General features: G+C 67.4%; 11 protein-coding genes. 7 read left to right on the plus strand and 4 right to left on the minus strand.

Annotated features, from left to right (window positions below; all coding sequences use genetic code 11):
- The first annotated feature begins 19 nt into the window (after positions 1-19).
- On the plus strand, positions 20-1258 hold the full coding sequence (locus NWF34_RS03120; RefSeq protein ID WP_191835031.1) for a cytochrome P450: 1239 nt from the start codon (positions 20-22) through the stop codon (positions 1256-1258).
- A 43-nt stretch (positions 1259-1301) separates the two neighbouring features.
- Positions 1302-1901: a hypothetical protein gene (locus tag NWF34_RS03125; protein WP_024498110.1), complete on the plus strand. Its 600-nt coding sequence runs from the start codon at positions 1302-1304 to the stop codon at positions 1899-1901.
- Position 1902: 1 nt separating this feature from the next.
- On the opposite strand, the gene NWF34_RS03130 is transcribed toward NWF34_RS03125, so the two are convergent.
- On the minus strand, positions 1903-2676 hold the full coding sequence (locus NWF34_RS03130) for a DUF427 domain-containing protein (protein ID WP_024498109.1): 774 nt from the start codon (positions 2674-2676) through the stop codon (positions 1903-1905).
- Between the two features lie 109 nt (positions 2677-2785).
- Between NWF34_RS03130 and NWF34_RS03135 the strand changes: the two genes are divergently transcribed.
- The 4 genes from NWF34_RS03135 to NWF34_RS03150 are packed head-to-tail and all read left to right on the plus strand — an operon-like array spanning position 2786 to position 5560.
- The gene (locus NWF34_RS03135; RefSeq protein WP_024498108.1) at positions 2786-3352 is read left to right on the plus strand and encodes a DUF6328 family protein; all 567 of its coding nucleotides are present in this window, start codon (positions 2786-2788) and stop codon (positions 3350-3352) included.
- A gap of 32 nt (positions 3353-3384) precedes the next feature.
- Complete coding sequence (locus tag NWF34_RS03140; protein ID WP_024498107.1) at positions 3385-4281, plus strand: MBL fold metallo-hydrolase; 897 nt, start codon at positions 3385-3387, stop codon at positions 4279-4281.
- A gap of 51 nt (positions 4282-4332) precedes the next feature.
- Positions 4333-4812 carry a DUF2231 domain-containing protein gene (locus NWF34_RS03145; protein ID WP_024498106.1) on the plus strand — a complete coding sequence of 160 codons (480 nt, stop codon included), beginning with the start codon at positions 4333-4335 and terminating at the stop codon, positions 4810-4812.
- Positions 4813-4870: 58 nt separating this feature from the next.
- On the plus strand, positions 4871-5560 hold the full coding sequence (locus NWF34_RS03150; RefSeq protein WP_024498105.1) for a response regulator transcription factor: 690 nt from the start codon (positions 4871-4873) through the stop codon (positions 5558-5560).
- On the opposite strand, the gene NWF34_RS03155 is transcribed toward NWF34_RS03150, so the two are convergent.
- From NWF34_RS03155 to NWF34_RS03165, 3 genes are all read right to left on the minus strand, one after another.
- Positions 5521-6951, minus strand: coding sequence for a HAMP domain-containing sensor histidine kinase (locus tag NWF34_RS03155; RefSeq protein WP_051349574.1), 1431 nt, complete (start codon positions 6949-6951; stop codon positions 5521-5523). The two genes, NWF34_RS03150 and NWF34_RS03155, sit on opposite strands and share 40 nt — an antisense overlap.
- A 1-nt stretch (position 6952) precedes the next feature.
- Positions 6953-11254: a non-ribosomal peptide synthetase gene (locus tag NWF34_RS03160; protein WP_024498103.1), complete on the minus strand. Its 4302-nt coding sequence runs from the start codon at positions 11252-11254 to the stop codon at positions 6953-6955.
- Between the two features lie 148 nt (positions 11255-11402).
- On the minus strand, positions 11403-12491 hold the full coding sequence (locus NWF34_RS03165; protein ID WP_024498102.1) for an alpha/beta hydrolase family protein: 1089 nt from the start codon (positions 12489-12491) through the stop codon (positions 11403-11405).
- A 216-nt stretch (positions 12492-12707) separates the two neighbouring features.
- Between NWF34_RS03165 and NWF34_RS03170 the strand changes: the two genes are divergently transcribed.
- Positions 12708-13553 carry a 3-hydroxybutyryl-CoA dehydrogenase gene (locus tag NWF34_RS03170; protein WP_024498101.1) on the plus strand — a complete coding sequence of 282 codons (846 nt, stop codon included), beginning with the start codon at positions 12708-12710 and terminating at the stop codon, positions 13551-13553.
- Positions 13554-13701: the final 148 nt, after the last annotated feature.

A 13701-nucleotide genomic window follows, 5' to 3' on the forward strand; every position in this document is an offset into this window, starting at 1 on the left:
GCGATCGGTGAGCACGAGCATGACCGACGAGGCCGCCAACGTATTCGCCGATCCGACGGCCTACGCCGACGAGCCGCGACTCCACGCGGCGATGGCCCACCTCCGGGCGCACAACCCGGTCGCCTACGTCGACAAAGCCCCCTACCGGCCGTTCTACGCGATCACCAGACACGCCGACATCATGGACATCGAGCGCGACAACAACCTCTGGCTCAGCGAGCCCCGCCCGGTGCTGGTGACCGCAGTGGCCGACGACTTCGCCAAGTCGCAGCTCGAGTCCGGAGCGGGGTTGCGCACCCTGATCCACATGGACGACCCCCACCACAAGAAGGTGCGGGCGATCGGCCAGGACTGGTTCCGGCCGAAGGCGTTGCGCGAGCTACAAGTCCAGGTGGACGCACTGGCGAAACGCTACGTCGACAAGATGGCCGAGATCGGTCCGGAATGCGACTTCGTCGAGGACATCGCCATCCACTTCCCGCTGTACGTCATCCTGTCGTTACTGGGGTTACCCGAAGAGGACTTCCCCCGGATGCACCAGCTGACCCAGGAGATGTTCGGCGCCGACGACGAGGAGTACCAGCGCGGCACCACGCTCGAGGAGCGGATGGCGACGCTGTTGGACTTCTTCGACTACTTCAGCAAACTGACCGCCTCCCGGCGCGCGAATCCCACCGGCGACCTGGCATCGGCAATCGCCAACGGCCGGATCGACGGCGAGCCCCTCTCCGACGTCGACACCGCCTCCTACTACGTGATCGTCGCCAGCGCCGGCCACGACACCACCAAGGACGCGATCTCCGGAGGCCTGCGCGCACTCATCGAGAACCCCCACGAACTCGACCGCCTCCGCCACGACCCCGAACTCATCGACACCGCGGTGGAGGAGATGATCCGCTGGACCACGCCGGTCAAGGAATTCATGCGCACGGCCGCCGCGGACACCTCGGTGCGTGGCGTACCGATCGCCAAGGGCGAATCCGTCTATCTCGCTTACACTTCCGGAAACCGGGACGAAGAGATCTTCGACGACCCGTTCACCTTCGACGTCGGACGCTTCCCGAACAAGCACCTCGCGTTCGGTTACGGCGTGCACTTCTGCCTGGGCGCAGCGCTGGCGCGGATGGAGATGCGAAGTCTGTTCAGCGCACTGATCCCGCGACTGGATTCGATCGAGCTGGCCGGCGAACCCGAACTGGCCGCGACGGTGTTCGTCGGCGGGCTCAAGCACCTGCCGATCCGGTACTCGATCCGCTGACACCTCACGTATCGAACCCGGCCGAATTGGGTACGCCGCCCCCATGACCCACTTCGACTTCTACTTCGATCCGGTATGCCCCTTCGCCTGGGCCGCGTCGCGTTGGCTCCTCGACCGCGCAAACGCCCACGATGCGGATGTCGACTGGCACCTCATGAGTCTCGCGATCCTGAACGAGGACGAGGAGCCGGATTCCGACGAACAGCGCCGCCGGCTCGACACGGCACTCCGGCTGGGACGCGTCGTCGCGGCCGCCACCGACAAGGCCGGCGCCGACGTCATCGAGCCGCTCTACTCCGCGCTCGGCAGACGTATCCACTTCGCGGGCGACGAGGTGACCACGACGGTCGTCGCCGAGGCGCTGGCCGAGGCAGGACTCCCGGCCGAGCTGGCCGACGCCATGGACGACGCCACCTTCGACGACGCGGTGCGCGCGTCCCACGAACGCAGCCAAGAATCGCTCGGCGAGGACGGCGGCAGCCCCATCCTCGGCATCGACGGCACCTACTTCTTCGGACCGGTGCTCGCCGACATCCCGACCGGCGATGAGGCCGAGACCCTGTACACCTCGCTCGTCGCCATCGCCGGCACGACGTTCGCGCAGATGAAACGGCCGGCCGATCCGCCGACCTTCACCGCGTGAGTCAGTCGATCTGCACGTCGACCCGCTCGTCGTAGAAGCAGATCAGATCCCGCACCGGTTCGGCGTCGGGCAGCGGATCGGTGTAGGTCCAGGCGACGTCGGGAACGACCTCGTCGCCGACCACCGCCGACCAGTACGTCGCCTGACCTTTGTACGCACACACGGTGACGGTGTCGGAGCGTTGCAGGACATCCATCCGGACGTCCTCGCGCGGGATGTAGTGCCGCGCCGGGAGGTGTGTTTCCAGCAGGAGCGTCGGGTTGTGACTCTCCGCCAGCACGGTGTCCCCGATGCGCACGACGATGTGCCTGCTGGTGGCGAGGCAGTCGATTCGTTTGTACGGGTCGTGCGCATGACCCATCGCGATCTGTTCTTCCTCGCGCCATTCGTCGAACGCGTCCCAGTCAAGGAGTACATAGTCGGCGAGATCAGGGTCGTCGAGCCGAAACCCAGCTCCGACCAGCGTCCGCGTGTCGGCCCCGATGTCGTAGGCCGCGCCGGGCGCGGTGTGCATCGAAAACGGATGCGCCGGCGTCAGGATCGGGGGGTGATCAGCGCCCGGCATCGTCGGTACGTGATGCTCGAGTGGGACGGCGATGTCCGCGGTTCCCACCGCGTAGCACCCGACCACCCGATACGGCTCCCAGACCTGGATCGGTTCGGCCGAGTCGACGACCACCTGACCGTCGACAAACGCGCGGACCCGTCGGTGCATGTCGGTCCACCGCAGCAAACCCACCTGAGACTTCGTGACTTCATCCAGGGACGTGGCCATGGACCGATGGTCCTCCGCCTCGTGGCCTTTTGCCAGGGATCACGGCAAGTAATCGGCACTGCAGCTCAACCGACTCGGTTCTCGTCCCCGCTGATGCGAGGATGAGACAGTGGCCCATCCAACGGACACCGAACCTCCCACCGGACATCCCGGCGCCGACGATGCCGCGTGGAACCGCGCTGAACGCGACGAAACCGAGACCCAGCGCCTCGACCGCAACTGGAATTCCCTGCTACAAGAGCTGCGCGTCGTGCAGACCGGCGTGCAGATCCTGACCGGGTTTCTGCTGACCATGCCGTTCCAGAGCCGCTTCGAGGACCTCGGTGGTGGCCTGCGCGTCGTCTACCTGATCACCGTGTCCTTCGCGGTCGGCGCCGCCATCCTGCTCGCCGCACCGGTCGCACTGCACCGCGCGCTGTTCCGCCGGCACCAACTCGCGCTCATCGTCGCCCTCGCGCATTACATGGCCTTCGCCGGGCTGACACTCCTCGGGCTGGCGCTGTCCGGCGCGATCACCGTGGTGTTCGGTGCGACCGCCGGTCCGGTACCGGCAGTCGTGGCGGGGTGCTGCACGTTCGTCGTGTTCTCGATGGCGTGGATCGTCCTGCCTCTGACCGCACGTGGCATGACCGACCCTCCCGACGACGATGCGACCCCGCGCGAGCGCGGTCATTGACATCTCGCTCTCCGCGCGGGTAGGCAGACCAGATGACCACGGCGTCGCGCTTCACCGAAACCCGCTTCGACCAGGTGACCGTGCTCGCATCCACGCACGGTGGAACGTTCCCGTACGGAAACACCGTCGTCGTGCACGGTTCCGAGGCGACGCTGGTCCTCGATCCCTCCCTCGACGTCGACCACGACCCCGTCGGTGCCGATGCCGTCATGATCAGCCACGCGCACGAGGACCACATCGCCGGCCTGCGCCACTTCGACACCGCGAAGTATGCGCATCACGACGAAGTCGGCGGAGTTCGTTCACTCCAGGTCCTTCTCGACGGCTACGGACTCACGCCCGAGGAACGCGCCGCGGTCGACGCCCAGATCGGTGACACCTTCGCACTCACGCCCGGCTTTCCGGACGCGCGCGGCGTCGGCGACGGGCACGTCTTCGATCTCGGGGACATCACCGCGACGGTCGTCCACCTCCCCGGCCACACCCGTGGACACTGCGGCGTCCTCGTCGAACCGACCGGTTTCTTCTACATCGCCGACATCGACCTCACTCGCTTCGGCCCGATGTACGGCGACGTCGGCAGCAGCGTCGACGACTACCTCGCCTCCATCGCGCGCGTCCGCGAGGTCGAGGCCCGGTGGTACGGCACCTTCCACCAGAAGGGAGTCGTGGAGGGCGCGAGAGTTTTTCGAGAACACCTGAAAGCGTACGAGGGCGTCATCCACCGGCGCGAGGAACGGTTGCTGGAATTCCTGGACCGGCCCCGGCGACTCGACGAGATCGTCGGGCACCGGCTCGTATACCGACCTCACGTACAGATGCCCTTCGTCGATGCCGTCGAGCGCCGCACGGCCGGACTGCACCTCGAACGGCTCATCCGACACGGGCAGGTCGCACGCACGAACGACGGGTCGTATCACCGGATGTGACATGTTCGGCATTTCAGCTACCCTTCAACATCGCCGGGCTACCGTCGCAGCGTGAACACAATCAACGGCCTGCCCATTCACCCGCTCCTCGTACACGTCGTCGTGGTGCTGGTCCCACTCACCGCCCTGATGGCGATCATCGGGGTGTGCTGGCCGGCGGCACGGGCCCGCCTCGGAATCCTCACTCCCCTGGTCGCTCTGGCCGCGTTGATCTCCGTTCCACTCACCACGACTGCCGGAGAATCGCTGGAAGAGCGCGTGGGTCCGAATCCCGCGATCGAACACCACGCCGGGTTCGGGGAACAGGTCATTTACTGGGTCGGTCCGCTGTTCGCACTCGCCGTCCTCTGGTGGGCGGTTCACGACGAGCGGGTGATGGCCACCATCCACACGAGAATCCCGGCATCGGCGAAACTCTCGCAGCGGGTGACTGCACTCGTCCTGGGGGTCGCGCTGATCGTGGTGGCCGTGGGGTCGCTGTACATCGTCTACCGAACCGGCGATTCCGGCTCCCGCGCCGCCTGGTCATGACACGCACGAACACGTGAATCACGTCGGGCAGACCGAGTCCGGGCAGATACTGGAGCACATGCGCGTACTGGTCGTCGAGGACGATCCGCGGGCCACCGAGACCCTGCGGCGGACCCTGCGGGCCGAGGGCTGGGCCGTCGACACCGCCGCCGACGGCGTCGCGGGTGTCGAATCCGCCTGTGCCAGAAGTTACGACGTCATCGTCAGCGACATCATGATGCCGCGACTCAACGGCTACGAACTCGTCCGAGAGCTGCGGCACCGCGGTGTGTGGACCCCGGTACTCATGCTCACCGCCAAGGACGGGGAGTACGACGAGGCGGACGCATTCGATCTCGGCGCCGACGACTACATGGTCAAACCGTTTTCCTTGGTCGTGCTGTCCGCGCGATTACGCGCACTCGCACGGCGCGGCGCCCCGGAACGACCGACCATCCTGCAGGCCGGATCGCTCTCGCTGGACCCGGCGCGACGAGAGGTCCGGCGTGGGGAGACACCGATCCGCCTCACCGCCCGAGAATTCGCGGTTCTCGAATACCTGATACGTCACAAGGGCAACGTGGTCAGCAAGACCGACATCCTGCGGGCGGTGTGGGACGAGCACTACCGTGGCGACGACAACATCGTCGAGGTGTACGTCGGCTACCTCCGCCGACACATCGACACCCCTTTCGGGGTTCGCGCGATCGAAACCGTCCGCGGCGCCGGCTATCGGCTCGCCGACAATGGCGGTGACCCCTCGACCTGATCGGCCCGCAGCGGTAACGACACCCCGATGGTGCAGCCTCCGCCGTCGGTGTCGAGCACGGTGACGGTGCCGTGATGTGCACGAACGATCTCGTCGACGATCGAGAGGCCGAGTCCGGTGCCGCCCCGGCGATCTCGCGAATCGTCGAGCCGCACAAAGCGGTCGAAGACGCGTGCACGATCGTCGACAGGAATACCCGGCCCGTCATCGGCCACACTGATCGTCACCCATTCCGGGTCGACGGCCATGGTCACCGTCACTGCGGAACGGGCATGCCGAACGGCGTTGTCGCACAGATTCCGTACCACGCGGCCGAGCTGGTCGCGGTCGCCGAGTGCACGAACCGGCAGCACGGTCGCCGAGATCTCGAGGTCGGTGGTGAGATCGAGCCGGGTGACCTCGTCGTTGACGATGTCGTCGAGATCCACTTCCTCGAATGAGGGCCGCAGTCCGTACTCGTCGGCACGGGCCAGGAGAAGAAGGTCGTCGACGAGGTCGCGCAAGCGGTGGGCCTCGGGCAGCAGGAGTGTGGACACCGTCGCGGAATCGATCGGTTCACCTGTCCGGACGGCGAGCTCCAGCAATCCCAGGATGGTGACGAGCGGGCTTCGCAGTTCGTGTGAGGAATCGCCGACGAACCTGATCTGCTGTTCGCGGGCGAAGGCCAGCGCATCGAGCATCTCGTTCATCGTCACCGCGAGCGTGGCGATCTCGTCGTCCGTGTCGGCGACCGGAACCCGTCGCGCCACACCGGATCTCGAAATCTCCGCAACCTCGGTTCGGATGGCCTCCACTGGTCGCAGTGTTCGGCCGACGAGCTCATAGGTCGTCGCCGCCGCGACGATGAGGATGATCGGGAACACCACGCAGAGGACGCCGAAAACCGTCAGCACGGTCGCGTGGATGTGTGCTTCACCGGCTCCGACGACAACGCTGAACACCTGCCCGTCCGGCGCCGTCACGCCCCGAACCACGACGCGGAACTCGTCGTCCTCTCCGGGGAATGTCGCGTCCACCGCGGTATGCCGTACCCCGGCATCCACCGGGGCCACCAGTGGCCGGACCCGTTGCCGCTCGTGGCTCGCCGCGAGCACGGACCCATCTCGGCCGACGATCTGCACGATGCCGATCGAGTCGGTCGGCTCCAGCTCGGTCGTCGCCACCGCCGCGAGCCCACCCTGCGCCAGGGCGTCGGCGATGTCTTGACTCCGTGTCGACGTCGCCGTGTCGGCGGCGTCGGTGAGCGAACGGTAGACCACGATCAGCACCAGCCCGCCGGCGATTGCCAGGGCCGCGAACAGGGTCGCCACACCGATGACCGTCAGCCGGACGCGGACACTCCGCCATCCGAATCTGCCGGACCAGATGTGTGGTGCTCTGACAGAACTCATCTCACCACCGACGCAGGCACCGGCTCACCTCCGCCAGAACGCGCTCGGTCCGCTCGATCCCCAGCGCCTGGGTCGCACCCGTGACACCGACCTCGAGTTCACCCGTCGGCGTCGGACACCCCTCGACCTGAAGCAGCCAGCGTGTGCGACGCGGCGGGAACGCGTAGAGGATTCCACCGGATGACGGCGGTGAGATCACCGGCGACCAGCCGAGCAAGACGGGTACGGGGAACAGATGGTCGTCGTCGACGGTCCGGCCCGCGAGGTCGAGCACTTCCTCCATGGGCGCCGATGCGGCGCGAATGCACCTGCGACGCAAGGCGACCGAAGTATCTCGATCCTCGCCCACCGACAGCGGGGTGATCACCGCGAGCACGTGGTTTTCGACGACGCCCTCCGCACCCGGGGGACGCTTGGACACCGTCGTGGCGGCCAGGACACCGGGTTGTCCGGTCATGTCCGCCAGCGCCCTGGCCACCACGTCTCCGAAGGCCTCGAACGGCGTCATGTGTTCCGCTGCCGCTCGGCTTCGGAAACGCATGTAGGTGTCCGCATCGACCAACCCGCGACGACGGATCGCGCCATCGATCGGCCACGTCGCCGGGTCGACGCCGCCCAGTTCGAAAGCCGAATCGCTCTGCTGTACGAGCAACTCTTTCCAGAAGTTGTGCAGTTCGAAGCCTTCGTCGTCGCCTGCCGTACTCGCCGGATCCAACTCCGCAGACGGCCCCTCCGGAGTCAGGGCCCCGCCCGTCATCAGCGCTTCGGCGTCGCGGGCGAGCACCCCCAGCGAACGCCCGTCCACCGCGATGTGGTGCATCACCGCGACCGCACCCATGACGAGGCCGTCCGGCCCCTCGAGGAGACGCACTGCCAGCGGTGGCGCCACCCGCACGTCCAGGGTTGCCGCCATCTCCTTCGCTTCCGCTCGTAGGCGTTCCCGATCCGGGATGTCCACCACCTCGATCCGGGACACGACCGCATCGAGCGGTACGTCGCGCGCTGTTCGCCGGATCGGCCCCGTCGGGGTGTCGGGGAACGTGGACCGAAGTGACCGGTGCCGTTCGAGGAGGGCACCGATGAGCGCCGATGTCTCCGCCACCCCCGGGCGGTCCCACGACGAGGGGACCCAGGCGACGCAGATCAATTGCGCGACAGGGTGGCCCGGCTCGCGCACCACAGTTCGCTCAGCAGGCGTCAGGGGGCGTTCGGCGGCGTCGCCGTCTCCGGCAGGCTCGTCTCGCTCGTCACGCACCCGCGGTGTCCGCTGCGCCATCTGCTCGGCGAGAGACGCGAGGTCGGGCGAGGTCAGCACGTCGTTCGGTCCGATCTCCGGATAACCTGCCTCGGCGAGTCCCTGAGCGACCCGCATGACCGCCAGCGAGTCGCCGCCCTGCTCCACGAACCCCATCATCGGATCGATCGATTCGACACCCAGGACCTCGCCGACCACGCGTAGCAGCAGTGCCTCGTGGGGGCCGACCGCCCCGCGGGTCGGATCGTTCACCGGCAACGGAAGATGCTGCAATGCAGCGAGACTCAGTTTCCCGCTGACGGCACGCGGCATCTCGTCGAGGATGACGACCAGCGCCGGCACCATGTACGACGGCAGCATCCGAGCCAGTTCCCGACGAATCGCTCGTCGGCCGGGTGGACGGGAGATGTCTTCGGGGACCACGAAGGACACGATCCCGGCGCGCCCTGACTGCAGGTCACGGAGTGTCGTCGCGCAGCGCCGGACCCCGTCACACCGCATCAGTGCGGCATCGATCTCACCGAGTTCGATGCGCAGGCCGCGCAACTTGACCTGCCCGTCCCGCCGGCCGAGTATCCGCAGATCCCCGCTTTCGGTCCACGTGGCGACGTCACCGGTCCGGTACATGACCGGATCGTCGGAGATGGTGCAGTCGACGAAGGCCTCATCGGTCTGTTCGGGGTCGTCGAGATAACCGTCCGCCACTTGCGGTCCCGCACAATGCACGGTACCGAGGGCGCCTGGTGGCTGGGGACGGCCGCGCCGGTCCAATACGGACTCGGTCACCCCGACCATCGGCGGACCCACGGTGATCTCCCCGTGCGTCGAGAGAGGTCCGGAGATGTTGATGCTGCATCGGGTTTCGGTGGGCCCATATGCATTTCGCACCGGTACACGTGCGCTCCACTTGTCCACGAGACAAGCCTGCGGCGGCTCACCGCCGACGATCACCTGGGTGAACCCGTCCGCGAGGTCGACCGGTAAGGTCTCGAGCACCGACGGCGTCATGATGATGTGGGTGACGCCGTGCCTGCGGATGAGATCGGCGAGCGGGTCACCTCCCTGGGTGGATGCGGGCGCGATGACCAGCGTCGCCCCGGTCGCCACGGCGGACAGCATCTCGACGATCCCGGTGTCGAAGGTCGGGGACGAGACATGCAGCAGGCGTGACCGAGACGTCAGCGCATACGACGCCCGGATCTCGGCAACGAGCGCGGGGAACCCGCGGTGCGGTATCACCACACCCTTCGGACGGCCGGTGGAACCCGAGGTGAAGAGGATGTATGCAGCGTCGTCGGGGCCGCGGTCGTATCCCGCCGGCCGCCGTTGGGCCACCTCGTCGAACGTTGTTGCGGCGCAATCATTTCCATCGTCGAGCACCAGCCAGCGGATGCCGTCCTCGACGGCGGCGCCCGGACCACACAGTCCGATCCGCGCACCGCAACGGGCAAGGAGCGCTTGCGTTCTCGCCTCAGGAGCGGCCGGGTCGCCCAGAGGCACCCAGACGCCGCCGACCATGAGTACCGACCAGAACGCCACCACCGACGCCGCCGATCTCCCGACGGCCACCGCCACCGGATCACCGGCCTGCACACCCTCGGCCTGGAGCCGCCTCACACAATGACTCACCCGCTCCGCGAGCTTTGCACGGGACCACTCGACCTCGCCGTCGACGAGCGCGGCGGCCGACGGATCCGCCGTGCAGTACTCGGCGAACAGGCCGACGGTGGGGACGAACGGTGGCGCGGGCGGGCCGCTGCGTCGCCGGAAGCGGTCCCACTCGCCTTCCACGAAGACCGCATCGTCCGGGATGGCCACCCCGTCGTCGATCTCGCGAACAAACGCCGTCAGGTAGGTGTCGTATCGCGCGGCCAGCGTATCCAGCGCGCCGGCGTCGAAGGCCGCCGCCGGTGCCTCCCAGGTGACCGCCCGCTCACCGAACTGATCGGCAGGGTGCATCGTCACTGCGACATCGCCGACGGGGCCGGTGCGCATCACCTCCAGGCACCAGTGGAGACCGTCGACGACCGGCGGCGAGAAGGTGGGCAACAGGTTGACCACCACACCGAAGGCGGTGGTTCCCCGGCGACCACGCAACATGTCCTCGCGCGGGTAGAGCTGGTGTCGCAACGCGTCGATCACCGCCGACGACACGGACTCGACCGCTCCCGCCGCCGCGAGGTCTCCGATCCCGTTCAGCGTCAGCGGCACGACGTTCGACAACGGTTGCACGGCGCGTCGACGCACCGCCGAGGTGCGGGCGGCGACCGGCAGCGCGAGTCCCACGTCGGGAGTGTCGAGCAGGCGAGCGCACAGACCCGCCAACGCGGCGACGAGCTCCTCCGACCCGGCGGTCCGCGGGCTCGTCAATCGTCGTGTCACCCGGGTGATCTCCGACGTCATCCGCGGGGCCGCACCCGACAGCAGTGACGGTTCGTGCTCGTCGAGAACGGTTTTCCAGTGCCGCGCATCGGATTCCCGACGGGGCGAGTCGGCGTACCGCTTCTCGTCGGCCGCCAGTTGATCGGCGCCCGCGACGGGCAGATCGTCCGGAGCGGCGATGCCGCCGTACACGTCGGCGACATGTCCCATGACACGCAAGACCCCGGCGCCGTCGGTCAGGACGTGGTGCACACGCACCACCCACCGGTGATGATCGCCGGCCAGACGGTGCAACTCGCTGCGAAACAGCGGCATGGTGAGGTCTGCACCGTCGCCAGCATCGACGAACTGCTGCGCGCGGTGGTCACTCTCGGCTTCCGGATCGGGGAATCGCGAGAGATCGACTCGGACAACGGGCTCGATCGAGGAGCCGGCACGCCGGATCGGTTCTGCAGCGACACCATCCGATGGTGTCAGCTCGGCCGGCGAGTGTCCGGCCGGAATGTGTACGTCATTCCACCCGACGTGATCGAGCACCCCACGCGTCGCATCCAGCAGACGCGGACCATCGAGGGGACCACGGAGGGTGAGCCCGAATGCGACGACGTGCGAAACGCCCGGCTGCAACATCTGGGACATCCACAGCGCGCGGCGCGTCGCCGTCATCGACGATCGTCCTCGAACGGGTTCCCGTCGGGCGATCGTCGGCAGCGTTTCTCAACCGAGTCCACACTCCGAACGTAGCCGCGCCGAGTTGAAGGTCGGCTGAAGTACCAGGTACACCGACATTTCCGGCAAGGCTGCGACGAACCGATCACGCCCCGAGTGCTCTGGCGAACATGGGCCAGGACTCGTGCATCTGGTCCTGCCAGTAACCCCAGGAGTGGGTGCCCACCGCCGGGAAACGCACGTTGGCGGGGATGCGGAGAGCCGCGAGACGCTGGGCCAGGGTGACCGTACAGGTCCGGGCCGCTGCCTCGCTGATCCCGCCGACGGTCACCTGGGCGGCGAGTCTGCCCACGTCCCCGCGGACGGAACGGTCGGCCGGGTTGTCATGCCCGCCCGGCACACCGGTGGCCGCGCTGATCCACAGCGCCGGCGTACGACGAGCGAGCTTGTACGCGTTGACGACCGGGTCCTGCGCAGCCCATTCAGGATCCCCGGGCAGCCCGTACATGTTCGTCGCATCGGCCCCGTACGGGACGAATGCGACATTCCTCAGCATGAGCTGCCCCGTCGGCGTCACGGTGTCGGCACAGCCCGAGTGGGCGCCGACCGCGCGGTACAGACCGGGATGGTTCTCCGCGAGACGGATCACCGAGTTTCCCGACATCGAGATCCCGGCGATACCGCGGGCCCGCCCGCGGCTGTACCCGCCGTGTGCCCCTTCGAAGGTGGAGGGCAGTTCCGAGGTCAGGAACGTCTCCCAGCGCAACGGTCGAGACGTCTTCACCTGGTACCGGAAGTTGGCCGCCGGATCCACGCGTCGCCAGTTGGCGTAGTAGCTGGCGGCGCCGCCGATCGGAGTGACGGTCCAGACGTTCTTGTTCGCGTAGAAGGCGTTCGCATCGGTGGCATGCGTCCAGTCGTCGTTCTCCTCCCCGCCAGACGATCCGTTGAGCAGGTACATCACCGGCGCGCTCTGGTTGCGGTTGGCCGGCGTCTGCACGAGGAGCGGGACCTGGGTCTGCATGGAGGGCGACCACACCGACGCCACGAAGTTGCGTGGTGATGTCCAGGTCTGACGGTAGGGCGCCCCCGGGGACGCATGCGCGTACCGCACCCCGTCCAGTGTTCGGGCGTCCGCCGCACCGGCGCCGGAGGCGAGTAGTCCGACGACCAGTGCGATCACTGCGGAGATCGAGACGATGCCGGCGAATCCGGCCGGTGACCTGCGGTTCATGCGAATGCTCCCGTGTCGGCGTGTGCCGGAGCGCGAGCTCCGTGCTTCGCCATCGTAGCCACCCCCGGACCGGACCCCGGGGACATGTTGGTCAGTCGTCCCGGTTCGCCCTGCTCACGCGGTCGACGATGCGTCGCCGCTCCACACCCGCCCCGTCACCGGGGATCGGACCGCGTACTACCGTGTGTGGTGATATTCGGACTCGGAGGTTTCACTGTGAAGAACATCGGCGTCATCGGCGGCGGCACCATGGGAGCGGGCATCGCGGAGGTGTGCGCGAAGTCCGGCAGCGATGTCGTGATCATCGAGGTCAAGCAGGAATTCGCCGACGCCGCACGTGCGCGTGTCGAGAAGTCCCTGGCCCGCGCCGTCAGCAAGAGCAAGCTCAGCCAGGAAGATGCCGACGCCGCTCTCGGCCGGCTGCGCGTCAGCCTCGACTACGCCGACCTCGCCGACCGCGATCTGGTCATCGAGGCCGCACCCGAGAACGAGCAGCTCAAGCGCGACATCTTCGCACGCCTCGACGAGGCCGTCGGCGAGAACACCATCCTCGCCACCAACACGTCGTCGATCCCGATCATCAAGGTCGCGACCGCCACCAAGCGTCCCGAGCGCGTCGTGGGCGTCCACTTCTTCAACCCGGTGCCGGTGATGCCACTGGTCGAGATCATCTCGACCCTGGTCACCACCCCGGAGACCGCCGACGCCGTCAGCGCCTACGTCAAGGACGTCCTCGGCAAGAATCCGGTCAATGCCGGTGACCGTTCGGGCTTCATCGTCAACGCCCTGCTCATCCCCTACCTCTGCCAGGCGATCCGGATGTACGACTCCGGCTACGCCTCGGCCGAGGACATCGACACCGCCATGAAGGGCGGCTGCGGCTATCCGATGGGACCGCTGACGCTCGTCGACACCATCGGCCTCGACATCACCCTCGCGGCCGCCGAGTCGTTGTACGACGAGTTCGCCGAACCGCACTTCGCGCCTCCGGCACTGCTGCGGCGCATGGTCGACGCCGGTCACCTGGGACGCAAGTCCGGACGTGGCTTCTACAACTACTGAACCCTTTCCGACGAATCCGGCTGAACGCCCCCGACGACGCCACCGCGTCACCGGGGGCGTTTTGTCGTCATGACGAGGTTCGCCGGATCGTGAACCAGGGGTGTGACTCACCTCACTTGGCCCGAGACCTGTTGTCGCGCAACGAATC

It is taken from the genome of Gordonia sp. GONU (genome assembly GCF_024733855.1).
Classification (GTDB): domain Bacteria; phylum Actinomycetota; class Actinomycetes; order Mycobacteriales; family Mycobacteriaceae; genus Gordonia; species Gordonia amicalis.